This window comes from Pseudomonas sp. FP1742 (genome assembly GCF_030687145.1).
GTDB lineage: Bacteria > Pseudomonadota > Gammaproteobacteria > Pseudomonadales > Pseudomonadaceae > Aquipseudomonas > Aquipseudomonas frederiksbergensis_D.
The window spans coordinates 298,852-323,335 of record NZ_CP117460.1; the positions used below are offsets into that span (position 1 = coordinate 298,852).

General features: G+C 59.9%; 21 protein-coding genes and 1 pseudogene. 9 read left to right on the top strand and 13 right to left on the bottom strand.

What is annotated here, in order from left to right:
- Positions 1–10: 10 nt before the first annotated feature.
- From gshA to PSH64_RS01300, 3 genes are all read right to left on the bottom strand, one after another.
- On the bottom strand, positions 11–1,594 hold the full coding sequence (gene gshA / locus PSH64_RS01290) for a glutamate--cysteine ligase (RefSeq protein WP_105347296.1): 1,584 nt from the start codon (positions 1,592–1,594) through the stop codon (positions 11–13).
- 293 nt (positions 1,595–1,887) lie between these two features.
- On the bottom strand, positions 1,888–2,271 hold the full coding sequence (locus PSH64_RS01295; protein ID WP_105347293.1) for a PaaI family thioesterase: 384 nt from the start codon (positions 2,269–2,271) through the stop codon (positions 1,888–1,890).
- Entirely contained in the window at positions 2,271–4,595 is a 2,325-nt protein-coding gene (locus tag PSH64_RS01300; RefSeq protein WP_105347291.1) for a Tex family protein, read from the bottom strand. The genes PSH64_RS01295 and PSH64_RS01300 overlap by 1 nt, the downstream gene beginning before the upstream one ends.
- Before the next feature lie 361 nt (positions 4,596–4,956).
- Here PSH64_RS01300 and ompR point away from each other — a divergent pair, with 361 nt between their 5' ends.
- Together ompR and PSH64_RS01310 are read left to right on the top strand one after the other, a co-directional pair.
- Complete coding sequence (gene ompR, locus PSH64_RS01305) at positions 4,957–5,697, top strand: two-component system response regulator OmpR (protein ID WP_105347289.1); 741 nt, start codon at positions 4,957–4,959, stop codon at positions 5,695–5,697.
- Between the two features lie 115 nt (positions 5,698–5,812).
- Positions 5,813–7,126 carry an ATP-binding protein gene (locus PSH64_RS01310; protein ID WP_105347286.1) on the top strand — a complete coding sequence of 438 codons (1,314 nt, stop codon included), beginning with the start codon at positions 5,813–5,815 and terminating at the stop codon, positions 7,124–7,126.
- Positions 7,127–7,254: 128 nt separating this feature from the next.
- Here PSH64_RS01310 and rimK read toward each other — a convergent pair whose 3' ends face one another.
- Together rimK and PSH64_RS01320 are read right to left on the bottom strand one after the other, a co-directional pair.
- Positions 7,255–8,160 carry a 30S ribosomal protein S6--L-glutamate ligase gene (gene rimK / locus PSH64_RS01315; protein ID WP_007903081.1) on the bottom strand — a complete coding sequence of 302 codons (906 nt, stop codon included), beginning with the start codon at positions 8,158–8,160 and terminating at the stop codon, positions 7,255–7,257.
- Positions 8,157–8,576 carry an ATP-dependent zinc protease gene (locus tag PSH64_RS01320; protein WP_230138903.1) on the bottom strand — a complete coding sequence of 140 codons (420 nt, stop codon included), beginning with the start codon at positions 8,574–8,576 and terminating at the stop codon, positions 8,157–8,159. The genes rimK and PSH64_RS01320 overlap by 4 nt, the downstream gene beginning before the upstream one ends.
- A 273-nt stretch (positions 8,577–8,849) precedes the next feature.
- Here PSH64_RS01320 and PSH64_RS01325 point away from each other — a divergent pair, with 273 nt between their 5' ends.
- The 3 genes from PSH64_RS01325 (at position 8,850) to PSH64_RS01335 (ending at position 12,116) form a co-directional block, all read left to right on the top strand.
- Positions 8,850–9,257 (top strand): RNA-binding S4 domain-containing protein, encoded by a 408-nt coding sequence (locus PSH64_RS01325; RefSeq protein ID WP_305479719.1) that lies wholly within the window; start codon positions 8,850–8,852, stop codon positions 9,255–9,257.
- A gap of 235 nt (positions 9,258–9,492) precedes the next feature.
- Positions 9,493–10,395 (top strand): Hsp33 family molecular chaperone HslO, encoded by a 903-nt coding sequence (hslO, locus tag PSH64_RS01330; protein WP_105347278.1) that lies wholly within the window; start codon positions 9,493–9,495, stop codon positions 10,393–10,395.
- 179 nt (positions 10,396–10,574) lie between these two features.
- Positions 10,575–12,116: a phosphoenolpyruvate carboxykinase gene (locus PSH64_RS01335; protein ID WP_105347275.1), complete on the top strand. Its 1,542-nt coding sequence runs from the start codon at positions 10,575–10,577 to the stop codon at positions 12,114–12,116.
- Between the two features lie 152 nt (positions 12,117–12,268).
- Here PSH64_RS01335 and PSH64_RS01340 read toward each other — a convergent pair whose 3' ends face one another.
- From PSH64_RS01340 to PSH64_RS01360, 5 genes and pseudogenes are all read right to left on the bottom strand, one after another.
- Positions 12,269–12,622 carry a DUF1493 family protein gene (locus tag PSH64_RS01340; RefSeq protein WP_305479721.1) on the bottom strand — a complete coding sequence of 118 codons (354 nt, stop codon included), beginning with the start codon at positions 12,620–12,622 and terminating at the stop codon, positions 12,269–12,271.
- Between the two features lie 67 nt (positions 12,623–12,689).
- Positions 12,690–12,821, bottom strand: a pseudogene (locus tag PSH64_RS01345) (transcriptional regulator); the annotation flags it as partial.
- 113 nt (positions 12,822–12,934) lie between these two features.
- Positions 12,935–13,234, bottom strand: coding sequence for a type I-C CRISPR-associated protein Cas8c/Csd1 (locus tag PSH64_RS01350; protein ID WP_253417255.1), 300 nt, complete (start codon positions 13,232–13,234; stop codon positions 12,935–12,937).
- Positions 13,235–13,574: 340 nt separating this feature from the next.
- Positions 13,575–14,702 carry a hypothetical protein gene (locus tag PSH64_RS01355; protein WP_305479722.1) on the bottom strand — a complete coding sequence of 376 codons (1,128 nt, stop codon included), beginning with the start codon at positions 14,700–14,702 and terminating at the stop codon, positions 13,575–13,577.
- 96 nt (positions 14,703–14,798) lie between these two features.
- Complete coding sequence (locus tag PSH64_RS01360) at positions 14,799–15,086, bottom strand: hypothetical protein (RefSeq protein WP_305479724.1); 288 nt, start codon at positions 15,084–15,086, stop codon at positions 14,799–14,801.
- Between the two features lie 305 nt (positions 15,087–15,391).
- Here PSH64_RS01360 and PSH64_RS01365 point away from each other — a divergent pair, with 305 nt between their 5' ends.
- The 4 genes from PSH64_RS01365 to PSH64_RS01380 all read left to right on the top strand — a co-directional run bounded on the left by PSH64_RS01365 (position 15,392) and on the right by PSH64_RS01380 (position 20,300).
- A complete protein-coding gene (locus tag PSH64_RS01365; protein ID WP_105347261.1) occupies positions 15,392–15,895 on the top strand; it encodes a polysaccharide deacetylase in 504 nt (167 codons plus the stop codon).
- A 420-nt stretch (positions 15,896–16,315) separates the two neighbouring features.
- Complete coding sequence (locus PSH64_RS01370; RefSeq protein ID WP_305479726.1) at positions 16,316–18,250, top strand: ATP-dependent DNA helicase RecQ; 1,935 nt, start codon at positions 16,316–16,318, stop codon at positions 18,248–18,250.
- A gap of 216 nt (positions 18,251–18,466) precedes the next feature.
- Complete coding sequence (locus PSH64_RS01375; protein ID WP_105348726.1) at positions 18,467–19,693, top strand: 3-hydroxyacyl-CoA dehydrogenase; 1,227 nt, start codon at positions 18,467–18,469, stop codon at positions 19,691–19,693.
- Positions 19,694–19,868: 175 nt separating this feature from the next.
- Complete coding sequence (locus PSH64_RS01380; RefSeq protein WP_305479728.1) at positions 19,869–20,300, top strand: thioesterase family protein; 432 nt, start codon at positions 19,869–19,871, stop codon at positions 20,298–20,300.
- Between the two features lie 67 nt (positions 20,301–20,367).
- Here PSH64_RS01380 and PSH64_RS01385 read toward each other — a convergent pair whose 3' ends face one another.
- The 3 genes from PSH64_RS01385 to fdhD form a co-directional block, all read right to left on the bottom strand.
- Positions 20,368–20,853, bottom strand: coding sequence for a glycine zipper domain-containing protein (locus tag PSH64_RS01385; protein ID WP_105348731.1), 486 nt, complete (start codon positions 20,851–20,853; stop codon positions 20,368–20,370).
- 355 nt (positions 20,854–21,208) lie between these two features.
- On the bottom strand, positions 21,209–23,557 hold the full coding sequence (locus tag PSH64_RS01390; protein WP_105348734.1) for an FdhF/YdeP family oxidoreductase: 2,349 nt from the start codon (positions 23,555–23,557) through the stop codon (positions 21,209–21,211).
- Positions 23,554–24,393, bottom strand: a complete 840-nt coding sequence (gene fdhD, locus PSH64_RS01395) for a formate dehydrogenase accessory sulfurtransferase FdhD (protein ID WP_105348736.1) — start codon at positions 24,391–24,393, stop codon at positions 23,554–23,556. The genes PSH64_RS01390 and fdhD overlap by 4 nt, the downstream gene beginning before the upstream one ends.
- Positions 24,394–24,484 lie beyond the last annotated feature (91 nt).

A 24,484-nucleotide genomic window follows, 5' to 3' on the forward strand; every position in this document is an offset into this window, starting at 1 on the left:
CTCTGGCAGTTTAGTTGCTGATCGCCAGAATGCTCGCCTGATACGCCCCGACAAACACATCGAAATCGCCGACTTCGTTCTGTTCCAGCTCCGCTTGCTGAGCCAGCGACGAACGCGCCAACGCTTCAAATTTAGCCTGTTCTTCGCGGGGAAGCGGCTCGCTGCGGAAAAACTCCGCATGCACCTGGCTCTGGCGCAAGGAGAACCGGGCGAAGCTTTCCTTGTGCTCGGCCATCGCAGCCAGCACCTGGGCCGATGGCGTCAGGGACGAGTCCTGGACCTTGGCCAGTTGAGCATCCAGCGCCTTGCTGTGGGCATCGCCGCCATGGCTCTGATCCAGCAATGCTGCTATTGGCGCAATTTTTTCCAGCAATTCGCCGGCCCATGCCTTCATGTCCACCGCTTGCCCGTCGCGTTGCAGTTGCAGGCCCGGACGACGACCTTCCTTGACCACGCTGAGGAAGTTCGAGGTCGCGTTACCGCAGCTGGTACTGGTGAGCAGCGGGCTGTCGTTCAGCGCACAGTACAGCAGGAATGCGTCGAGGAACCGCGACTCGGTGAGGTCGATACCCATCGGCAGGAACGGGTTGATGTCCAGGCAGCGGACTTCAACGTACTGGATGCCACGGGCTACCAGTGCCTGAATCGGCCGTTCGCCCGTGTAAGTCACACGCTTGGGGCGGATGTTGGAGTAGTACTCGTTTTCGATCTGCAGGATGTTGGTGTTGAGCTGAACCCACTCACCGTCCTTGTGCGTACCCACCTCGACGTACGGTGGATACGGCGTAGCCACCGCTTTGCGCAGGCTGTCGGTGTAGCTGGTGAGGTCGTTGTAGCACGGTGTCAGGCCGGCCTGGGCGTTGCTCTGGTAACCCAGATCGCTCATGCGCAGGCTGGTGGCGTACGGCAGGTACAAGGTGTCCGGATCCAGTTGCTCCAGCTGATGCGAGCGACCGCGCAGGAAACCGGCGTCCAGCGCCGGCGAGGCGCCGAACAGGTACATCAGCAGCCAGCTGTAGCGGCGGAAGTTGCGGATCAGCGCGATGTAGGCCGACGACTGATAATCGCGGTCGGTGCCGACAAAACCTTCGGCCTCTTTAAGCAGCGGCCAGAGCTTTTCCGGCAGGGAAAAGTTGTAGTGGATCCCGGCGATGCACTGCATGGTCTTGCCGTAACGCAGGGCCAGGCCCTTGCGATAGACGTACTTGAGCTGACCGATGTTGGAGGTGCCGTAATAGGCGATCGGGATGTCTTCCTCGGCCGGCAACGGGCACGGCATCGATGGACTCCACAGGTACTCGTCGCCGAGCTTGCTGTAGGCAAACCGGTGAATCCTGTCCAGGCTCGCCAGGGTGTCCGCCGGGTCTGGCAGGGCTGGCGTAATGAACTCCAGCAGCGACTCGGAGTAGTCAGTGGTGATTTGTTCGTTGGTCAGCGCGGAACCCAGTGCTTCGGGGTGCGGCGTTTGCGCCAGGCGCCCTTCGCCCGTCACACGCAGGCATTCACGTTCGATGCCGTGAAGGCACTGTTCGAGCAGAGAGAGGTTAGCGCGCTCGCCGAGCAGAGCCAGGCGGCGGTTGAGAAGTTCGCTCAAGTTGGATTCCTTCACGCGTCAGTCGCCCCAATATGGGGGTGGGCAAGACGGTCTACAAGGGTGAAGTTGAAACTGGCGTTTTCGCCTGGTTTTCGGGCCGCACAGGACTGCTGCCAGCCAGCCAAGGATTGATCGCCACAATCCCCTGTGGGAGCGGGCTTGCTCGCGAAGAGGGCGTGTCAGTCAACATTGAAGTCGCCTGACACACCGCGTTCGCGAGCAAGCCCGCTCCCACAGAAAATTCCGACGCTGCAATCACAGCGCCGAAATTAACCTAAATCGATGATAGGGAGCTATAGGACAGCGAACGTGCCTTGTGCTTTTGCGACCAGTTTGTCGCCTTGCATCACATCGGCTTCAACGACCAGTGTGCGGCGGCCCGGGTGGATCACCCTGGCCGTGCACATCACTTCACCGTCGGCGACGGCGCGGATGTAGTTGATCTTGCACTCGATGGTCGCGCTCTGCTGGTCAAAGCCGTGGGTGCTGGAGCAGGCCAGCCCCATGGCAATGTCCACCAGGCTGAACAACGCCCCGCCGTGCAGCTTGCCGCCGCGATTGCGCAGCTGAGGCTCCAGAGCCAGGGCGACTTGCGCCACCCCGGCTTCCAGACTGTGCAAGCGACACCCCAGCAGCTTGAAAAATGCGCTTTCGGTCAAGCCGGCCGGGATCTCCATCAACGTTTCTTCAACTGCTTGGCGTTGGCGAACAGCGACGCCATGGCGTTGTTGGTCGGGGCCGCTGCCGGGGTTTCCTTGCGCGGCGCGGTGTTCTGGGATTGGCGCGGAGCCGACCCCGGACGTGCACCGCGAGCACCGTCGATCTTCTCGCCCGGGGTGTCGCTCATGCGCATCGACAGGCCAACGCGTTTGCGCGGGATGTCGACTTCCATGACCTTCACCTTGACCACATCACCGGCCTTCACCGCTTCGCGCGGATCCTTGATGAACTTCTCCGACAGCGCGGAGATGTGTACCAAACCGTCCTGATGCACGCCGATGTCGACGAAGGCGCCGAAGTTGGTCACGTTGGTGACCACGCCTTCGAGGATCATGCCCAGTTGCAGGTCCTTGAGGTCTTCGACGCCGTCCTGGAACTCGGCGGTCTTGAACTCGGGACGTGGGTCGCGGCCGGGCTTTTCCAGCTCTTGCAGAATGTCGGTGACCGTCGGCAGGCCGAACGTTTCGTCGGTGTACTTCTTCGGATCCAGGCGCTTGAGGAACGCGGCGTCGCCGATCAGCGAGCGAATGTCGCGGTCGGTTTCAGCGGCAATGCGCTGCACCAGCGGGTAGGCTTCCGGGTGAACCGCCGACGAATCCAGCGGGTTGTCGCCGTTCATCACACGCAGGAAGCCGGCGGCCTGTTCGAAGGTTTTTTCACCCAGGCGGGCGACTTTCTTCAATGCCGCACGGGTTTTGAACGCGCCGTGTTCGTCACGGTGAGCAACGATGTTCTGCGCCAGGGTCGCGTTGAGGCCGGAGATGCGCGCCAGCAGCGCCACGGACGCGGTATTGACGTCGACGCCCACGGCGTTCACGCAGTCTTCGACCACTGCGTCCAGGCCGCGCGCCAGTTTCAGCTGCGACACGTCGTGCTGGTATTGGCCGACGCCGATGGATTTCGGGTCGATCTTCACCAGTTCGGCCAGCGGATCCTGCAAGCGACGGGCGATGGACACCGCGCCACGGATCGACACGTCCAGGTCCGGGAATTCCTTGGAAGCCAGTTCCGAGGCCGAGTAAACCGATGCACCGGCCTCGGAGACCATGACTTTGGTCATCTTCATGGCTGGGTATTTTTTGATCAGTTCAGCAGCCAGTTTGTCGGTTTCGCGGCTGGCGGTGCCGTTACCGATGGCGATCAGGTCCACCGAATGCTTGGCGCACAGGGCGGCGAGCACGGCGAGGGTCTGGTCCCACTTGTTGTGCGGCACGTGCGGGTAGACCGTGGCGTGGTCCAGCAACTTGCCGGTGGCGTCGACCACGGCCACCTTGCAGCCGGTGCGCAGGCCCGGGTCGAGGCCCAGGGTGGCACGCGGGCCGGCCGGCGCGGCCAGCAGCAAGTCGTGCAGGTTGTGGGCGAATACGTTGATCGCTTCGGTTTCCGCGCCATCGCGCAGCTCGCCCAGCAGGTCGGTTTCCAGGTGGGTGTAGAGCTTGACCTTCCAGGTCCAGCGCACCACTTCGCCCAGCCATTTGTCGGCGGCGCGGTTCTGGTTCTGGATGCCGAATTGCTGGCCGATCATGCCTTCGCACGGGTGCATGGTGCCCGGCAGCTCGTCGCCGACTTTCAGCGCGGAGCTGAGAATGCCTTCGTTGCGGCCACGGAAAATCGCCAGCGCGCGGTGGGACGGCATGCTTTTAAGCGGTTCATCGTGTTCGAAGTAGTCGCGGAACTTGGCGCCTTCCTCTTCCTTGCCGGCGATCACGCGGGCACTGAGGGTGGCTTCCTGCTTGAGGTAATTGCGCAGCTTGTCCAGCAGGCCCGCGTCTTCGGCGAAGCGCTCCATGAGGATGTACTTGGCGCCTTCCAGGGCGGCCTTCACATCGGCCACGCCTTTTTCGGCGTCGATGAAGCGCGCGGCTTCGGTTTCCGGGTTCAGGGTCGGATCGTTGAACAGGCCGTCGGCCAGCTCGCCGAGGCCGGCTTCCAGGGCGATCTGGCCCTTGGTGCGGCGCTTCTGCTTGTACGGCAGGTACAAATCTTCGAGGCGGGTCTTGGTGTCGGCGAGCTTGATGTCGCGCTCAAGTTGCGGGGTCAGCTTGCCTTGCTCCTCGATGCTGGCGAGGATGCTGATACGCCGTTCGTCGAGTTCTCGCAGGTAGCGCAGTCGCTCTTCCAGATGACGCAATTGCGTGTCATCGAGGCTGCCGGTCACTTCTTTCCGGTAGCGGGCGATGAAGGGCACCGTGGAGCCTTCATCGAGTAGCGCGACGGCCGCTTCGACCTGTTGTGGGCGTACACCGAGTTCCTCGGCGATGCGGCTGTTGATGCTGTCCATAAAACCACCTGACAAATTGTGAAAGCAGGCTCGCAGGCGCATAGATAAAGGCTCGGCGAGTCTGGTTGAGCGGCCTGGCATGCGCCGCTACCTGGATCAACAGGCTTGCCGTTGACCCGTGAAATCGAACAATTACTGCCTGTGCCGTGAAAATAAAAAGCGGCTACCTGCGGTAACGATCAGACGTTGCCTGACACAAAAGGCCGCGCATTATAACCAGCGTTCGGCCATTCGGGGGCATCGCAGGCTGTGGGCATAAAGTCCGGTTTTCTGGCGGGGCAGGAAAAATCTGCTAACAATGCACACGGTGCGTATAACGGCAGCTACGCCATAATGCGCGCCGAGATCAAAGGAGCATCCAATGAGCAGCACTGCACAAACTGCTGAAGGCGAAAAAATTCTTATCGTTGACGACGATCCGGGGCTGAGCAGCCTGCTGGAACGCTTTTTCGTCAGCAAGGGCTATCGGGCCCGCGCCGTCCCGAACACCGAGCAGATGGATCGCCTGCTGGCGCGCGAAGTGTTCAACCTGGTCGTTCTCGACCTGATGCTGCCCGGCGAAGACGGCTTGACCGCCTGCCGCCGCCTGCGCACGGCGAACAATCAAATTCCGATCATCATGCTCACCGCCAAGGGTGACGAGCTGAGCCGCATTAAAGGCCTGGAGCTGGGCGCCGACGATTACCTGGCCAAGCCGTTCAACCCGGACGAGCTGATGGCCCGGGTCAAAGCGGTGTTGCGGCGTCAGGCGGCACCGGTGCCGGGTGCACCGGGCAGCGAAGACGAAAGCGTGACCTTCGGTGACTACGAGCTGTCCCTGGCCACCCGCGAACTAAAACGCGGCGACGAAGTGCACATGCTCACCACCGGCGAGTTCGCGGTGCTCAAGGCCCTGGTCATGAATGCGCGTCAGCCACTGACCCGCGACAAGCTGATGAACCTGGCCCGTGGCCGCGAGTGGGATGCCCTGGAGCGTTCAATCGACGTGCAGATCTCCCGTCTGCGCCGGATGATCGAGCCGGATCCATCCAAACCGCGCTACATCCAGACCGTCTGGGGCGTGGGCTACGTATTCGTTCCGGACGGCACCGCCACGAAGTGATCGGTGATTTGTAGGAGCGGGTCCTGCGGGTAACGAGTCAGAAGACCTTGCCCGCAGACTCGCGATCCGCAATATGCGAGCATCGCTCGCTCCTGCAAGTGTGTAGCGGTTATCCATGAAAACCCCCGTTTGGTTCCCCCAGAGTTTCTTCTCCCGCACCCTGTGGCTGGTGCTGATCGTCGTCCTGTTTTCCAAGGCGCTGACCCTGGTTTATCTGTTGATGAACGAAGACGTGCTGGTGGACCGCCAATACAGCCACGGCGTCGCCCTGACGCTGCGTGCCTACTGGGCCGCCGATGAGACCAACCGTGCCAAGATTGCCGATGCCGCCACCCTGATCCGGGTGGTGGGCGCCGGTGTGCCGGAAGGCGAACAGCACTGGCCGTACAGCGAGATCTACCAGCGACAGATGCAGGCCGAACTGGGGGCCGACACCGAAGTGCGATTACGCATGCACTCGCCGCCGGCGCTGTGGGTTCGGGCGCCAAGCCTGGGCGATGGCTGGCTGAAAGTGCCGCTGTACCCGCATCCGTTGCGCGGTCAGAAGATCTGGAACGTGCTTGGCTGGTTCCTCGCCATCGGCTTGTTGTCCACTGCCTCGGCGTGGATCTTCGTCAGCCAGCTCAATCAACCGTTGAAACGTCTGGTCTATGCCGCGCGGCAACTCGGTCAGGGCCGCAGCGTGCGCCTGCCGATCAGCGATACGCCGAGTGAGATGACCGAGGTGTATCGGGCCTTCAACCAGATGGCCGAAGACGTCGAACAGGCTGGTCGCGAGCGCGAGCTGATGCTGGCCGGAGTGTCCCACGACCTGCGCACGCCGCTGACCCGTTTGCGCCTGTCACTGGAGCTGATGGGCGACCACAGCGACCTGACGGACGACATGATCCGCGACATCGAAGACATGGACGCGATTCTCGACCAGTTCCTGGCGTTCATCCGCGACGGACGTGACGAGTCGGTGGAAGAAGTGGACCTGAGCGATCTGGTTCGCGAAGTCGCCGCGCCGTACAACCAGAACGAAGAGAAAGTGCACTTGCGCCTGGAACCGATCCAGCCGTTTCCGCTGCGTCGGGTGTCGATGAAGCGCTTGCTGAACAACCTGATCGGCAATGCCCTGCATCACGCCGGCAGCGGAGTGGAAGTGGCGGCTTATGTGTCCGGAGATACCAGTGCGCCGTATGTGGTGCTGAGTGTCATGGACCGTGGCGCGGGGATCGATCCGTCGGAACTGGAGGCGATTTTCAACCCGTTCACCCGTGGCGATCGGGCCCGAGGCGGGAAGGGGACCGGGTTGGGGTTGGCGATCGTGAAGCGGATCGCCTCGATGCATGGCGGGAATGTCGAATTGCGCAACCGGTCCGGTGGTGGGCTGGAAGCGCGGGTGCGGTTGCCGCTGGGGTTGATGTTGCCAAGGGACGCAGTTTAAGCGCCGACATCTTCGGCGTTGCTGAGTGCCCCTTCGCGGGCAAGCCCGCTTCCACTGGGATCACCTGAATCCTGTGGGAGCGGGCTTGCCCGCGAAGGCGGCCTTCCAGCCGCCATAAATTTCAGGGTTTAACCCTTGCCTTTGGTCCGAGTCATATTCGGCCCGCCATTTTTCTCCAAGTGCTCAATGATGATCCCGGCCACGTTCTTCCCGGTGGTGGTTTCGATCCCTTCCAGCCCCGGCGACGAGTTCACTTCCATCACCAGCGGTCCATGATTGGAGCGCAGGATATCCACACCCGCCACCGCCAAGCCCATGACCTTCGCCGCGCGCAACGCGGTCATGCGCTCTTCCGGGGTAATCTTGATCAGGCTCGCACTGCCACCGCGATGCAGATTGGAGCGAAACTCCCCCGGCTTGGCCTGGCGCTTCATCGCCGCGATCACCTTGTCGCCCACCACGAAACAACGGATGTCCGCGCCGCCGGCTTCCTTGATGTATTCCTGAACCATGATGTTCTGCTTCAGGCCCATGAAGGCCTCGATCACTGACTCCGCCGCCGTGGCCGTTTCACACAGCACCACGCCGATGCCCTGGGTGCCTTCCAGCACCTTGATCACCAGCGGCGCGCCGTTGACCATCTCGATCAAGTCGGGAATGTCATCCGGGGAGTGGGCAAAACCGGTGACCGGCAAACCGATCCCCCGGCGCGACAACAATTGCAGGGAACGCAGTTTGTCTCGCGAACGGGCGATGGCCACCGATTCATTGAGCGGAAACACCCCCATCATTTCGAATTGGCGCAGCACCGCGCAGCCATAAAACGTGACCGATGCGCCGATCCGCGGGATCACTGCATCGAAACCCTCCAGCGGTTTGCCGCGGTAGTGGATTTGCGGCTTGTGACTGGCAATGTTCATGTAGGCGCGCAGGGTGTCGATCACCACCATTTCATGGCCACGCTCTATACCGGCTTCGACCAGACGACGGGTGGAATACAGACGCGGGTTCCGCGACAGCACAGCGATCTTCATGCAACACCTGTGGAGAGGGTAGATACCGGGAACACCGGCTTGTCTTGTACATATTTGATGCCCGGATTGACCACCAACTGGCCGTCGATCAGGGCTTTGGAACCGAGTAACAGGCGATAACGCATGGACTTGCGGCAGGCGAGGGTGAACTCGACCCGCCAGACCCGATCACCGAGGGCCAGGGTGGTACTGACCACATAGCGCATCTGCGCGTGGCCATTGGAGCTTTTAATGGTTTTCATCGTCACCAGCGGTGCTTCGCAGCGCCGGTGCCGCAATTGCACCACCGTGCCCAGGTGCGCGGTGAAGCGCACCCACTGTTCACCGTCGCGCTCGAACGGCTCGATGTCAGTGGCGTGAAGGCTGGAGGTACTGGCGCCGGTGTCGATTTTTGCCCGAAGGCCCGCGACTCCCAAATCCGGGAGCGCCACCCACTCGCGCAGACCGATAACGGTCAAATGATCAAATGTCTTCAAAAGTGCTCAACCGGCAAAAAACGCTCAGACCGCGTGCGGCCGAATTCGCGGTATTCACGCAGAATAATGGGTAAAAGGCGACAGTTATCTACTGTCCGGATTTCCGGCCCTCAAGCAGGGGGGAATGCCTGCATTCTAATCCACGGCGTGATGATTCATGGCACGACAGAAACGGTAGTACAGTTCATCGATATTTCAGAATGAGGTCATCCAATGGCACAAAAAAGCGAAGAGGACGACAAGGTCCGTCTCGATAAATGGTTGTGGGCCGCGCGGTTTTATAAAACACGTGCCTTGGCCAAGGCCGCGATTGAAAGCGGCAAGGTGCATTGTCGGGGAGAGCGCTGCAAGCCTGGCAAGGAGCCGAGGATCGGCGATGAGTTTCAGATTCGTGCCGGCTTCGAGGAACGCACGGTGGTGGTCCAGGCGCTGTCGATCGTGCGCCGTGGCGCTCCAGAGGCCCAGGCCCTGTATGCCGAAACCGAAGCCAGCATCGCCAAGCGCGAAGCGGCTGCCGCCATGCGCAAGGCTGGGGCGCTGGGCGTAAGCACCGACGGCAAGCCGAGCAAGAAGCAGCGCCGGGATCTGTTCAAGTTCCGCGGTAACAGCAACGACGAGTAGTGACGGTCGTCGGGCGCAGACTTGCAATCGCCTGCCCGTGCAGCCATATGGGTTATTCGCCGGCAGCGCATGGCAGGGATAAAAATGCCGTTCGTCGAAAATCCGGGATTGACCTTGCTTGGAACAACCCCGGATTGTTCATAAAATGCCCTAAGGCTGAACTTGCGCACCCAACGTGCGGCGCGACTTTCATTTTTTGTAACCACTTTTGTTACCACCTCAGATACCCAGACCTATGACCGATCTACCGGATAACGACTACACCCAACGCTTCATCTTCGATGACAGCGACACCCGCGGCGAACTGGTTGGGCTGGAGCGTAGCTATGCCGAAGTCCTCGCCAAGCACGCCTATCCGGAACCGGTCGCGCAACTGCTGGGTGAGCTGATGGCGGCGGCAGCGTTGCTGGTCGGCACCTTGAAGTTCGATGGCTTGCTGATTCTCCAGGCCCGTTCCGAAGGCCCGGTGCCATTGCTGATGATCGAATGCTCCAGCGAGCGCGAAATTCGTGGTTTGGCCCGTTACCACGCCGAGCAGATCGCCCCTGACGCGACCCTTGCCGACCTGATGCCCGATGGCGTGCTGGCGCTGACCGTCGACCCGACCCAGGGCAAGCGTTACCAGGGCATCGTCGACCTCGACGGCGCAACCCTGTCGGAGTGCTTCACCAACTACTTCGTCATGTCTCAACAGACCAATACCCGCTTCTGGCTCTACGCCGATGGCCGTCGCGCCCGGGGTCTGTTGTTGCAGCAATTGCCGGCCGACCGTCTGAAAGATGAAGAAGAACGCGCCGCCAGCTGGCAGCACATCACCGCCCTGGCCAGCACCCTGACCGCTGACGAATTGCTGAGCCTGGACAACGAAACCGTGCTTCATCGCCTTTACCACGAAGAGCAAGTGCGCCTGTTCGATGTGCAGAAACTACGTTTCCGTTGCAGCTGCTCGCGCGAACGTTCTGCCAATGCGCTGGTCAGTTTGGGTCTGGATGATGCCCAGGCACTTGTCATCGAACACGGTGGGGCCATCGAAATCGATTGCCAGTTTTGCAACGAGCGCTACCTGTTCGACGCGGCCGATATCACCCAATTGTTTGCTGGTGCAGGGGTTGATACGCCGTCAGATACCCGTCACTAAAACGCTTCAGCACAGGTAAATTCACTGCTTAACGCCGGAATAACGCCGTTCTGACGGGAGGGCCCTACACTTTTTGGGCTTTTCTGGCATAATCCGGCCCACTTTTTTCGCGGTAGTAGTGCACGACTTTCTACTACAAAACGTTTGGAGCACTCGGCCACTGGCCGACGGGGAACCTCATGACGCAAGCCAATAACGCCGTGTACACCGATCTGAGTGTTGATGATCTGGTTAAAGAAGCCCTGAATCGCGGTGAAGGCGAGCTTGCCGATACCGGCGCGCTGGTTGTTCGCACCGGTCACCGTACCGGCCGTTCGCCAGTCGATCGTTTCATCGTTGAAGAGCCGACCACCCAGGACGCCATTGCCTGGGGCCCGATCAACCGCAAGTTCCCGGCCGACAAGTTCGATGCCCTGTGGGCTCGCGTCGAGGCGTTCAACAACGCGCAAGAGCATTTCGTTTCCCATGTTCACGTAGGTTCGGCTGAAGAGCATTACCTGGCCGTGAAAATGACCACCCAGACTGCCTGGCAGAACCTGTTCGGTCGTTGCTTGTTCATCAACCCGGCCCAGTACAACCCGGCCGGTCGTGAAGAGTGGCAAGTTCTGAACGTCGCCAACTTCGAGTGCGTGCCAGAGCGCGACGGCACCAACTCCGACGGCTGCGTGATCATCAACTTCGCCCAGAAGAAAGTGCTGCTTGCCGGCATGCGCTACGCCGGTGAGATGAAGAAAGCCATGTTCTCGGTGCAGAACTTCCTGCTGCCGGCCGCCGACGTGTTGCCAATGCACTGCGCCGCCAACATCGGCGAAGCGGGCGACGTGACCCTGTTCTTCGGTCTGTCGGGCACCGGTAAAACCACTCTGTCGGCTGACGAAAGCCGTTACCTGATCGGTGACGACGAACACGGCTGGGGCGAGGGCGTGGTGTTCAACATCGAAGGCGGTTGCTATGCCAAGTGCATCGACCTGTCCGAGAAGAACGAGCCGGTCATCTGGAAAGCCATCAAGCACGGCGCGGTCCTGGAAAACGTTGTGCTGGACGACGCCAAGAAGGCTGACTACGCCGACGGCAGCCTGACCCAGAACAGCCGCGCGGCCTACCCGCTGGAGCACGTCGAGAAGCGTTCCGAGAAGAACCTCGGTGGCGAGCCCAACGCGGTAATCTTCCTGACCTGCGACCTGACCGGCGTACTGCCGCCAGTGTCGATCCTCAGCGAAGAACAAGCGGCCTACCACTTCCTGTCCGGCTACACCGCACTGGTGGGCTCGACCGAAATGGGTTCCGGCAGCGGCATCAAGTCGACCTTCTCGACCTGCTTCGGCGCACCGTTCTTCCCGCGTCCGGCTGGCGAATACGCAGAACTGCTGATCAAGCGCATCCGCGGCTTCGGCTCCAAGGTCTACCTGGTCAACACCGGCTGGACCGGCGGCGGCTACGGCGTCGGCAAACGCTTCAACATCCCGACCACCCGCGGCGTGATCGCAGCGATCCAGAGCGGCGCGTTGATCGGTGCAGAAACCGAACACCTCGACATCATCAACCTCAACGTGCCAAAAGCCGTACCGGGCGTTGAGACTGGCCTGTTGAACCCACGTAACACCTGGGCTGACAAGGCTGCTTATGATGAAGCTGCCAAGGCACTGGCCGGGTTGTTTGTTGAGAACTTCAAGAAGTTCGACGTGAGCGACGCGATCAAGGCTGCTGGGCCGAAGTTGTAAGAATCGGGAGTGGTTTGAGGTAAGAGAAAGCCGCCCTTCGGGGCGGCTTTTTTGTGGGCGCCGATTCATTTCCCTTGAAGCAGAACTGACAATATTTGCGCAGTAAACATGCTAAACAGCCAGAATAATTCCACTTCTTTTGTCCTGATCCACTAGACCTCTTCCACTTCCTGCGTGTCCCAGCGTTGCTTCTTGACCGCTTTGTAGAGCATCCCAATGGTCAGCGGCACTTTATCGCCACGACCCTTCGCCCGGCGCTTGAGAAACACATCAAACCCTTCAGGCTGAAAGTACCGATACGCGTCGTAGTCGATAAAGTCGATGGAGAACTGTTCCTCCAGCGCTTCCATCAGCTGCCGAGCATCCGCGCCGTTACAGCCCAGGTCGAAGTTGATTGAGGTGCTGAGGCAGATGGTTTTGCGTTCGGGCAGGCCGAGTTCTTCGTGCAGCAGCTGCATGAGCAGGTGCATGGCGTGGTCGTCGGGGAAGTTGGGGGCGAGGTTCATGGTGCGTCGTCCGTAAGGGGGTATGCCGATGAAGTGGCTTGAGTCTGATTTGGGCGAGTTTGAGAGACCCGGCAGCCTTACGAATTTTTTTGACTTGTAACGCATCAGCATGGAGTTCGCGGGGAGGCTTTCGCTCATCGCGTAAGATTTCGTTCATCTGCTGCACACTTTCCATTAGCTCATCAAAAAATTTGCTCATCGTAATCTCCAGTGTTCGATGACGGCTTTCGATGCTCTGCGTCCCAAGAGCCGAATGCGGAGCGTCCGTAGAGGCATTCCCACGCGGAGCGTGGGAATGATCTTCATTCGGCGTCAGGCAGGCGCTGTCCAGTTCATCATGCGTTGCTGGGCGACTTTCAGCAGGTCGCAGCCGTCCTGGGTCAGGAGGAAGAGTGCATGGGTGATGTGGGGAATATCTTCGACGTCACCGTGTTTGAAGCAAACGCAGTGCAGGGTTTTGAGGAGATCGCTGGAGGCTCGGATGCGCTGGAGGGCGGCTTCGAGGATGTCTTGGGGGTTGGCCTCTGTGTCGATGATCAGGGGCGGGGTGTCGGTGAGGTTGGATTGGAGCGGAAGGTAACGATCGTTTGTGAGCGGATTCCATGTATTCATTTTATGTATTCCTAATGCATCAGATGAAAGCACCGCCATCGTGACCAAGCGATGGAGGCGGACTGTGTTCGGGTTGGTCAACCGGAGGAATACATAAGACCGGCACGCCTAAGGCGTCCCAAACACAGCCACCATAAGCGTGCAGACACTTGAGTGCCGGCAGCATACAACGGACGCGTTTATGTATTCCATCGGGTGACCAAGCCCGAGCCGCTGATTTGGCAGCGACGGTTACGACTATAGATTTGAGCTACAGGGCGGCGATAGGCGACAAGGTGCCTTCTGTTGTAGGAACGGTATGAAGATTTCATAGGCCGTTCCTACCGATCCGCCATCGTTTTCAACAAATAGACCGATACGCTGCACCATCCAGCACGCTGGTAGTCAGCCCGGTCGCCGGGGTGTAGATCGTGCCTTTCACCGCCGAGAAGCTGACCCCATTGCTGCCCAGCGAAACGTAGCGTTCGCCTTGATCCAATTCGGTGAAGTAGGTGTAGGAATACTTGTGCATCAGCCGGTACTTGGCTTCGTCGTTGACCATGGTCTTGCGCAGGTTATCCAGATCGGCCTGGGTCAGGTTCAGCGGCTTGTTGAGTAGCACGCCCCAACGCTGGAGGCAGACTTCGGCGAAGTGGCGGACGATGCGCCCTGGTTCGGCCAATGCTTTGGGGCCGCTGACCCCGTCTGCTGCGGCGTTACCGACCAGCGTGCCATGGCGGCCGGGCATGGGGTAAATGTGGGTTCGGGTGCCGGTGGCCGTTTGTGGGACGACGCAGCTGAAGCCTTTGGAGCGCTCGTCTCGGGCGTAGAAACCGACGTATTCCTTTACGTTGGTATTGAGCTTTACTTTGTCTTCCTGAAAGTTGCCGATGCCCGGCACCGGGTCAATCGCAAAGATATTCACCGGGATGTTCTTCAGGGCGCTGTCCTTGAACATGGCATTGGCCAACATGTGGCAACTGATACCGCCGCGACTCCAACCTACCAAGTTAACTTTGGTGGGGATAACTCCATCTTTACGAAACGTCTTGATGATTTGTTCCTGCAACTTCTGTTGGGTCACGCTGCGGTCACCGTAGTTGTATTTGCGCCACATCCAGGAACCTTCGACGATGACCTCCTCAATAGGAATGCCGGCAGCCTTGAGTCGGTTGTATTCAGCCTCGGTCAGCTTCTCTCGTTCCCAGTCGCACTTGCCTTTGATGATGTTGATGGCGTGCTGGACGTTCTCTTCCCAGCCTTTGCCGAACAGCGTACCGCTCAGCCCATAGTCCTTGGATTGGGTGAACAACTCGTCAGCTTGCAGGTTACCGGTGCCGGGACCATCGATCACGATCCATTCGGCAAACTCGCGACCACCGTGATGGGATGCCAGTGTCGAGACCAACTCACCGTTCCAGTAAGTTGGGTTCTGACTGTCGAATTTTGTCGAGCCGGTGCCGCAAAAGAAAATGGTTAATACGGTCATGGTGTTGCCCTTAGTTAATGTAAGAGCAAGCAGGCTAATGCTGGTTGTTGTAATGATAAAGCGATTGGTTGTTGCGGGATTTGTAGTTTGATTGTTTCAGGCTGGATGTGTTTGTTGTTGTTTTGCAACTTCAAGTAGTTCGCAACCGTCTTGTGTCAATAAATAAAGCGCATTGACGATATTGGGAATGTCTTTCACATCCGCCTGTTTGAAACATAAACAGTAAAGTGTTTCGAGCAGATCGCTGGCCGCACGCAGGCGCTGGTGGGCGGCATCGAGCAGGTCGCCATGGCTGGCACTGGTGTCGATGACCAACACTGGGGTGTCGCTATAGCTGGTCTTGAGTGGACGATAGCGGTTGGTCAACGGGTTGAACGTATTCATGGTTGAGGCTTGTCCTGTACGAAGTCGCTCCGGCAGGCCGATACAGTGTTTTCAGCCGCGTCGAAAACTATAAAGGGCGGCGGCGAGGCGTCGCAAGGTGGCGCAAATGGACAGGTTTTGTAGGGTATTTACCGGCGCTATCGCCCTTTGCCTACGCACATCCCGACTATTTTTTAAGCTTTTCCCCTGGAGGTCGATATTCCTACGGGATTATCAGGTTTAGCGCATCAAACCTCTGTACGGTGCGCGTCAGAATTTGTAGGACGTTTCGAAGCATCTGAGTCGACTCTTAAAAGGAATTAGGTATGCAATGGCTGCGTATGGCCTCGATTTTGTTGTTATGGGCGGGCGTCTGTCGGATGGCGGGCGCTGCCGATGCTGGCCATTCGTTGATCTTCGCCAACATGGACCGCACCGGTTGGCCGGATGCGCTGAACACTCAGGCGGATATCGACACCGCATCTCGCGCCGAGGTGTTGATGGTGGGCAAGGCGCTGCTGGCCAGCGAAGCGCTGGATGAACAGGGTCTGAAACAGCGACTGGGCGTGCAGGCTGTGAAGCTCAAGGCGGTCAGGCAGCTGCGTGACGGGATGTGGGATCGGTTGCTGATCACCTATCGTAACGCCAGTCAGAACTGCGATGGCCAGCTCTTCTGTCCTCGCGTGCGTAGGGTCGCTGATTTGCGTCAGCTGGCGGCGGCGTTTACGGGGGAAATAAGCCCGGCTTATGCGGCGTGGGCGAGCAAGAGCCGGGTATTTCATGAACAGGCGCTGGATGAGCAGTTGCGGGTGGCGGTATTGGTGCCGTAGCTACCCGAGGTCAGTCGATCGATGACTAGGTCTGTGAGGCGCTGTCCAGGGTTGTGGGCGCAGCGTAGAGGGGGTCGTCAGGGAGCTTCATGCACCCGTTCAGCAGCAGGGATGCAAGGACAAGAGCGATTGGGAAAAACAGAGTGTCAGGCATGATTGTTCCTTCGTGAGGATCCGCGTGCAGGCGTCCTGCCTTGATGAAAACTTCGCGGATAATGGTTTTTCTCGAGCTGAACCTTACCGGTTGCCAGGGGACTGATGTCAGGGGGCAAAGTGCCTCGTTTGTTTCAATCTGTGGCGAAGGCATCGATGGGCCGACGCTGTATCATCCCGTATCGTTTTTGCCCCCGACCTTTTCTCGACTTGCTGCGTTCGCCGGCTAGGCTTTGGGCTTCGCAGCGGTCAACGGAGTGACAGCTTATGCACAACACCCTGGAACAGGTTTTCGGTTATCCACAGTTTCGGCCCGGCCAGGAGGCGGCGGTCAGCGCGGTGTTGGCCGGGCGCTCGGCGGCGGCGATTTTCCCTACCGGCTCGGGCAAATCCCTGTGCTATCAGTTACCGGCCATCCTGCTGCCGCATCTGACGCTGGTGGTCTCGCCTTTGCTGGCGTTGATGCAGGATCAGTTGGCGTTCTTGCAACGCCACGGCATCGCGGCGGGCAGCATCGATTCGGCCCAGAGCCGCGACGACGCCAGCGATGTGATGGCCCGGGCCAAGTCCGGCGAATTGAAGATTCTGATGATTTCCGTGGAGCGTCTGAAGAACGAGCGCTTCCGCCATTTTTTGCAGCAGGTGCCGATCTCGCTGCTGGTGGTGGACGAGGCCCACTGCATCTCGGAATGGGGCCACAACTTCCGCCCCGACTACCTCAAGCTCCCGGACTATCAGCGCCAGTTCAACATCCCCCAGGCGTTGCTGCTGACCGCTACCGCGACACCCAGGGTGATCGCCGACATGCAGGCCAAATTCGCCATCGCCCCAGGGGATGTGGTGACCACCGGTTTCTACCGACCCAACCTTAATCTGTTGGTGGAACCGGTGCGTGGCCAGGACAAGCGCCGCCGCCTGGTCGAGTGGATGAGCCAGCGCCCCGGCCAGCCGAGCATCGTCTACGTCACCCTGCAGAAAACCGCCGAGCACATCGCCGAACACCTGGGGCGCAACGGCATTCAGGCCGAGGCTTATCACGCCGGTTTACCCCACGAACAACGGGAAGCGATCCAGCGCCGGTTCATGGGCGGGCAATCCAATTGCATCGTCGCCACCATCGCCTTCGGCATGGGCATCGACAAAAGTGACATCCGCAATGTGGTGCACTTCGACCTGCCCAAATCCATTGAAAACTACAGCCAGGAGATCGGCCGCGCCGGGCGTGACGGCCAGCCTTCCGATTGTCTGGTGCTGGCCAACCGTGACAGCCTCAACGTGCTGGAGAACTTCGTCTACGGCGACACACCGGAACGGGACGGCATTCGTTGCGTGCTCGACGAGCTGCAAGCGGCCACACCCGAGGGGCAGTGGGAGTTTTTGTTGGGGCCTTTGGCCGATCAGAGCAACATCCGCCAGTTACCGCTCAAGACCCTGCTGGTGCAGCTGGAGCTGCGGGGGCTGATCGCGCCGCGCTACGCCTATTACGCCGAATACCGCTTCAAGTATTTGCAGGAGCCCGAGGCTTTGCTGGCCCGGTTCGAGGGGGAGCGCAGGGATTTCGTTTCGGCGATCATCCAGACCTCCAGTCGCGCGCGGACCTGGGCCACGGTGAATTTCGATGCGCTGTATGAACAGCATTCCGCTGAGCGCAGTCGGGTAGTCAAGGCGCTGGATTACTTTCAGGAGAAGGGCTGGGTCGAGCTGGAAAGCAAGCAAATGACGGAGGTCTATAGCCTGCTGCAAGCCGACTTCGATTCTCAGGCCTTGAGCACCGACCTGCACTCCTGCTTCACCCAGCACGAACGCACCGAGATTGCGCGCATTCACGCCATGCTGGATCTGTTCGCCACCGAGCGCTGCCTGGGCTACCGATTGGCCGAATACTTCGGCGACGAAAATGCGCCGCGGCGGTGCGGGCATTGTTCGGTGTGTCACGGCCATGTAGCGCGACTACCCGAGCCACCGGAGTTGCCGGCGCTTGTGGATAAAAATTTCGAGGCGCTGTGCAATGATTTTATCCACAGGCACGAGCAGTACACGAGGAGGGTCCCGTCGGCGGAGCGTGTGACGCGGTTTCTGTGTGGGATCAGCGTGCCGTTGTTTACCAGGCTCAAGGCCCGGTCGATTCCGGGGTTTGCGGCGTTGGAGGATTATCCGTATGCCGAGGTGCGGGAGTGGGCTCAAACGCATCTACCAAGTTGAAACACCGTCAATGTGGGAGCGGGCTTGCTCGCGAAGGGGCCATCACATTCAACATTGATGTTGCCTGATACACCGCTTTCGCGAGCAAGCCCGCTCCCACAGGGATAGAAGCTTATCCATCCGCTGAATGTCGCCCATCACAGGAATAAACTTCAAAAACACCCATCGGCTGACTATGGTGAGGACTGTCTTAGGATCGCCAACAAGAGAATAACCATGAGCCAGACATCGTTCGATATTCAGCGCGCCGCCGTGATTGGTGCCGGCACCATGGGCCGTGGCATTGTCATGTGCCTGGCCAGTGCCGGGGTGCCGGTGCAGTGGGTCGATAACAATCCGCAGATGCTTGAGCAGGCACTGACCAGCGTGGCTGACACCTACGCCCACAACGTGCGTCAGGGGCGGATCGATCAGGCCGAGGCGGATGCATGTGTTGCTCGGGTGACAGCCGCTGCCGATTACGCGGCGATCCGCGATGTCGATCTGGTCATTGAAGCGGTCTACGAAAACCTCGAGCTGAAGCAGAAAATCTTTGGCGAACTCGATGGCTTGCTCAAGCCGGAAGCGATTCTGGCCAGTAATACCTCGGCGCTGGACATCGACGCCATCGCCGCCGCCACTCGCCGTCCACAGCAGGTCCTGGGCCTGCACTTCTTCAGCCCGGCGCACATCATGAAGTTGCTGGAGATCGTGCGCGGTGCCCAGACAGCACCGGCGGTGCTTGATGCAGCCCTGGCGCTGGGCAAACGCATGGGCAAGGTCAGCGTGGTTTCGGGCAACTGCCACGGTTTCATCGGCAACCGCATGCTGCACCCCTACGTGCTCGAAGCGCGCAAGATGTTGCTGGAAGGCGCTTTGCCTTATCAAGTGGATGCGGCGCTGCAAGGTTTTGGTTTCGCCATGGGGCCGTTCCGCATGTACGACGTGGTGGGTATCGACCTGGAATGGCGCGCGCGGGAACTGGCTGGCAAGGGCCAGGATGCGCCGGAGGTTCAGGTGGACAATCGCCTGTGCGAGCTGGGGCGTTTCGGGCAGAAGAGCGGCGACGGGTATTACCACTACGAGCCGGGCAGTCGTCAGGCTGAGCACGATGTGGAAGTCGACGCGCTGGTGCTGGAAATCAGCGAAGGGTTGGGGTTCCAGCGTCGTGAGATAGGGCCTGAGGAGATTCTTGAGCGCAGCTTGCTGGCATTGGTCAATGAAGGGGCGAAGATCCTTCAGGAGGGCATTGCGGCGTCGGCACACGACATCGATCTGGTGTACCTCAACGGTTATGGTTTTCCGGCGGACAAGGGCGGGCCGATGGCCTGGGCGGATCGGCAAGGGCTGGACGATATTCATCTGCGGTTGTTGCAGCTTGAAACCAAGCAGGGTGATCACTGGGCGCCGGCGCGGTTGATTGGGGAGTTGGCGGCTCAGGGCCGAGGGTTTGCCGACAAGTGATTCAGGAGGCGCCTGCCACGGCGCCTTCGCGAGCAAGCCCGCTCCCACACTGGATTTTCAGCGAACGCAGATTTTATGTACGACGCAGATTTAATGTGGGAGCGGGCTTGCTCGCGAAGAACGATAACGCGGTTTTCGCCTTAGACTGGCTATCCAACTCCAGGAACCGACACTGATGTCCAACCCGATGCCCCAACGCACCGACTACCCCCATTTCCAGCCCATCACCACCCGCTGGCATGACAATGACGCCTATGGTCACGTCAACAATGTCACCTACTACAGCTTCTTCGACACGGCGGTGAACACCTACCTGATCGAGGTCGGCGGTCTGGATATCCATGACGGTGAGGTGGTGGGTTTTGTGGTGAGTTCGGCCTGCGATTACTTCGCGTCTATCGCTTTCCCGGAGCGGATCGAGATCGGCCTGCGGGTCGGCAAGCTGGGCAATAGCTCGGTGCAATACGAATTGGCGGTGTTCAAGGCAGGCGAAGACGAAGCCTGCGCGGCGGGGCGCTTTGTGCATGTATTCGTGGATCGGCTGTCGAATCAGCCGGTGGCGATTCCTGCCGGATTGCGTGGGGCATTGGAGCGACTGGCGATCTGAGGGCAAAAAAAAAGCAGCCCGAAGGCTGCGATTTTTTGATCTACCGGCAAACGAGGCGATTCAAGCCTCAGTCGCGATAGCGATGGTGATGCTTGCGATGGCCGTAGGCATGGCCACGGCCTGGATGGCCGTCACGGTAGTAGCGACGATCATCATCGTCGTAACCACGACGGTAGGAACGGCGATCATCATCGCTGTTGTTGCCCATATGGTTACCCAGCGCGCCACCGAGGCCGCCGCCTGCTGCGGAGCCGATCAGGCTACCGGTGGTGCCGCCCATGCTGCGGCCGACCACGTTACCGCCAGCTGCGCCCAACGCACCGCCAATGGCGGCTTCGCCACGGCTGTGTCTGTCTGCGCCAACTGCGCTACCACCCGCGCCGCCCAGGGCCGCGCCAATGGTTGAACCTGTACTGCCGCCTAGCGATTGACCGACGACCGAGCCAAGTACCCCGCCCAATGCGCCGCCCACACCTGCTTCGGTGGTGCCGCCAGCAGAAGCGAAGCCACTGACCAGGCCAAGGGACAACAAGAGAATCGAGGAGAACTTCATAGAGGAACCTCAAGGGGATGACGGCGCGATCCTGAGGCTGTGTCATGGTTGTGACAATAGAAATCCGACGAATAACACGACTTGAGCACATTTATATAAGTTGCTGTTTTTTGGGCGGAACTTAAGTATTTTTCGCCGGTCTTTTACTACTTCGCAAAGGCCGTTTTCATAGGAAAACGGCCTTTTTTGTGGGCGATTGGAAAGTGCTGGATCGGAAAAACTGTCTGAATGATCCACCGCTTTCGCGAACACGCCCGCTCCCACAGTGGATCTTCAGCGAACACAGATTTTGCGTGCGGCTGAGATTTGAGGTGGGAGCGGGCTTGCTCGCGAAGAGGCCAGACCAGACGCCGCGTTAAGCCGACCTGGCCATGATCAACCCTGTCTCACTCGCCGCTTCCAACCGGATCGCCACAAACTTCGACGTTGGCGTATGGCTGCCATCCCCGGTGCTTTCCAGCGGCACCAGCGGGTTCACTTCCGGATAGTAAGCGGCCGCTTGCCCGGCAGGAATATCAAACGCCAGCAGGGTAAAGCCTTTCACTCGGCGCTCACGGCTGTCATCCCAGATTGAAACAATGTCAGCCTTCTGCCCGGGTTTGAAGCCCAGGCGAATGATGTCGGCTTCATTGACGAACAACACATTGCGCTGACCTTTCACCCCACGATAACGGTCATCAAGACCATAAATGGTGGTGTTGTACTGATCGTGGGAGCGCATCGACTGCATGATCAGGTCCGGCAGCACGCCGGTGGCGCGGGTGCGTTCGTGCACCAGGTGTTTGGGCAGGATGTTCGCACGGAAGTTGGCCCGACCCGATGGGGTATTCCAGCGACGTGCGCCGGCACTGCTGCCCAGGTAGAAACCGCCGGGGTTCTGGATTTTCTCGTTGAAGTCCCGGAAGCCCGGAATGGTGTCGGAGATCAGGTCGCGGATACGGCTGTAATCGGCTACCAGCCAGTTCCAGTCCACCGGTTTGCTGCCCAGGGTCGCGGCGGCGATGCCGGCGATGATGGCAGGCTCCGAGCGCATCTGGTTCGACAGCGGCTGTAACTGGCCGTTGGAGGCGTGGACCATGCTGAAGGAGTCTTCCACCGTCACCGCTTGGGCGCCTTCGGTCTGGATATCGATGTCGGTACGGCCCAGGCACGGCAGGATCAGTGCGTCTTTGCCGTGGGCCAAATGGCTGCGGTTGAGCTTGGTGCTGATCTGCACGGTCAGGTCGCAGTTGCTCAGGGCCTGGAAGGTCCGTGGGCTGTCCGGGGTGGCTTGGGCGAAGTTACCGCCCAGTGCGATGAAGACTTTCGAACGACCTTCGGCCATGGCGTGAATCGCCTCGACCACGTTATGGCCGTTTTCACGGGGCATCTTGAGCTGGAAGCGCCGCTCGAGGGAATCGAGGAATGCCGCCGGCGGACGTTCGTTGATGCCCATCGTCCGGTCGCCCTGCACGTTACTGTGGCCACGCACCGGGCACAGACCGGCACCGGGCCGGCCGATGTTGCCGCGCAGCAGCATCAGGTTGGCGATTTCCTGGATGGTCGCCACCGAATGACGATGCTGGGTGATGCCCATGGCCCAGCACATGATCACGTTCTTGCCTTTGGCGTACATGCGCGCCGCTTGCTCGATTTCCACAAGAGTCAGGCCGGACTGCTCGACGATCTGCTCCCAGGGGGTGTCGTCGATGATGCCAAGGTATTCCAGCACGTTGGCGCTGTGTTCATTGAGGAAGTCGTGATCGAACACCGCCGGGGCGCCGGTTTTCTGTGCGTCACGCTCCCATTGCAACAGGAATTTCGCCATGCCGCGCAGTACCGCCATGTCGCCGCCAAGGGCCGGACGGAAGTACGCGGTGTTGGTCGGTTTGTCGCCGTTGGTGAGCATTTCCAGCGGATGCTGCGGGTGCTGGAAACGCTCCAGGCCACGCTCTTTCAATGGGTTGATGCATACCACTTGAGCGCCGCGTTTCACTGCTTCACGCAGCGGTTCGAGCATCCGCGGATGGTTGGTGCCAGGGTTCTGGCCCCAGACGAAAATCGCATCGGCGTGTTCGAAGTCGTCGAAGGTCACCGTACCTTTGCCGACACCGACACTTTGCGCCAACGCCACGCCGCTGGCCTCGTGGCACATGTTCGAGCAGTCGGGGAAGTTGTTGGTGCCGTAGGCGCGCACGAACAGCTGATAAAGGTACGCCGCTTCGTTGCTGGCACGGCCCGAAGTATAGAACTCGGCCTGGTGCGGGCTCGACAGGCCCTGCAAGTGTTTACCGATCAACGCGAAGGCATCTTCCCAGCTGATGGGTTTGTAGCGATCGGTCTCGGCGTCGTAGCTCAGCGGCTCGGTCAATCGGCCCTGATACTCAAGCCAATAGTCGCTCTGCTGCAGCAGCGAGCTGACGCTGTGTTTGGCGAAGAACGCGCCGTCGACACGGCGTTTGGTCGCTTCCCAGTTCACTGCTTTGGCGCCGTTCTCGCAGAACATCACCATGCCGCCTTCCTGAGAATCGCCCCAGGCGCAACCGGGACAGTCGAAGCCGCCGTTCTTGTTGGTCTTGAGCATCATGCGCAGGTTTTTCAGCGCGTTGTCGCTGGTCAACCAGGCCCGGGCCACGCTGGCCAGCGCGCCCCAGCCACCGGCCGGGCCTTTGTAAGGCTTATAACGAGGGGTTGGTTTCTGGTCGGCTTGTTGGTGTTGGCTCACGCTTGATTCTCCGTCGCGGGGCTGTAGACCCGCGGCGCACTTTTCTGCGGCAGGTGGATGAGATTGAGGTTGTGTCGACGGGCCCATTGCACGGCCAGGCCCGTGGGCGAGGACAGGCTGACCAGCGTCTGGATGCCGGCGCGTAAAACTTTCTGGATCAATTCCAGGCTGCAACGGCTGGTGACAATCGCCAGCCCATCGGTGGTCGGGATTTTCTGACGGACCAACCCGCCGATCAGCTTGTCGAGGGCGTTGTGCCGGCCGATGTCTTCGCGGCCCAGCAGCAATTCGCCTTTGCCATTCATGAACACCGCCGCATGCACCGCGCCGCAATGCTGGCCCAAAGGCTGGAATTCGCCGATGCGCTGGCGCAGGCCGTCCAGCCATTCGGCCGGGGGCAGCGGGGCGCCGGGCAACACTTTCAGATCGGGTAATGCCTGCTCCACCGCTTCCACTCCGCAGAGCCCGCAACCGCTGGTGCCGGCCAGTTGCCGACGCTGTTGCTTGAGATTCCAGAAGGCGCGGTTGGCGATGGTCACTTGCGCGTATTGCGCCGACCCGGTGCCGCTGAGTTGCAAGTCGTAGATGTCTGAGGCGTCTTCGATGATGCCGCTGCCGAGGCTGAAGCCGACAATGAAGTCTTCAAGATCCGTTGGCGTCACCAGCATGACCGCCTGGCTGATGCCGTTGTAGGCGATCGCCAGCGCGACTTCTTCGGCCAGCGCGGTGCTGGCTGACTCGGAGTGTTCAAGGTTGCAGTAACTGTACGTCTGGCTTGCGGCGGGCGCGGGCGTTTCAAGTGCAGGCGCCGCGCGGGGAGGGCGCTTGGCGTTCATTAGGCATCACCGACAGGTTTGGTCAGCTTTAAGCCTATGCGCGTCAACTTGTCGCGTCTAATCGCTATTACTGATCTGCCGATAGATGGGC

Coding starts and splice junctions, on each gene's coding strand:
- PSH64_RS01385 (WP_105348731.1), bottom strand. CDS start 20,853: ATGAAGTTCTCCTCGATTCTCTTGTTGTCCCTTGGCCTGGTCAGTGGC.
- PSH64_RS01295 (WP_105347293.1), bottom strand. CDS start 2,271: ATGGAGATCCCGGCCGGCTTGACCGAAAGCGCATTTTTCAAGCTGCTG.
- PSH64_RS01340 (WP_305479721.1), bottom strand. CDS start 12,622: ATGAACCTCGCCCCCAACTTCCCCGACGACCACGCCATGCACCTGCTC.
- PSH64_RS01370 (WP_305479726.1), top strand. CDS start 16,316: ATGCACAACACCCTGGAACAGGTTTTCGGTTATCCACAGTTTCGGCCC.
- fdhD (WP_105348736.1), bottom strand. CDS start 24,393: ATGAACGCCAAGCGCCCTCCCCGCGCGGCGCCTGCACTTGAAACGCCC.
- PSH64_RS01310 (WP_105347286.1), top strand. CDS start 5,813: ATGAAAACCCCCGTTTGGTTCCCCCAGAGTTTCTTCTCCCGCACCCTG.
- hslO (WP_105347278.1), top strand. CDS start 9,493: ATGACCGATCTACCGGATAACGACTACACCCAACGCTTCATCTTCGAT.
- rimK (WP_007903081.1), bottom strand. CDS start 8,160: ATGAAGATCGCTGTGCTGTCGCGGAACCCGCGTCTGTATTCCACCCGT.
- PSH64_RS01325 (WP_305479719.1), top strand. CDS start 8,850: ATGGCACAAAAAAGCGAAGAGGACGACAAGGTCCGTCTCGATAAATGG.
- PSH64_RS01380 (WP_305479728.1), top strand. CDS start 19,869: ATGTCCAACCCGATGCCCCAACGCACCGACTACCCCCATTTCCAGCCC.
- PSH64_RS01375 (WP_105348726.1), top strand. CDS start 18,467: ATGAGCCAGACATCGTTCGATATTCAGCGCGCCGCCGTGATTGGTGCC.
- PSH64_RS01355 (WP_305479722.1), bottom strand. CDS start 14,702: ATGACCGTATTAACCATTTTCTTTTGCGGCACCGGCTCGACAAAATTC.
- ompR (WP_105347289.1), top strand. CDS start 4,957: ATGAGCAGCACTGCACAAACTGCTGAAGGCGAAAAAATTCTTATCGTT.
- PSH64_RS01335 (WP_105347275.1), top strand. CDS start 10,575: ATGACGCAAGCCAATAACGCCGTGTACACCGATCTGAGTGTTGATGAT.
- PSH64_RS01365 (WP_105347261.1), top strand. CDS start 15,392: ATGCAATGGCTGCGTATGGCCTCGATTTTGTTGTTATGGGCGGGCGTC.
- PSH64_RS01350 (WP_253417255.1), bottom strand. CDS start 13,234: ATGAATACATGGAATCCGCTCACAAACGATCGTTACCTTCCGCTCCAA.
- PSH64_RS01300 (WP_105347291.1), bottom strand. CDS start 4,595: ATGGACAGCATCAACAGCCGCATCGCCGAGGAACTCGGTGTACGCCCA.
- PSH64_RS01360 (WP_305479724.1), bottom strand. CDS start 15,086: ATGAATACGTTCAACCCGTTGACCAACCGCTATCGTCCACTCAAGACC.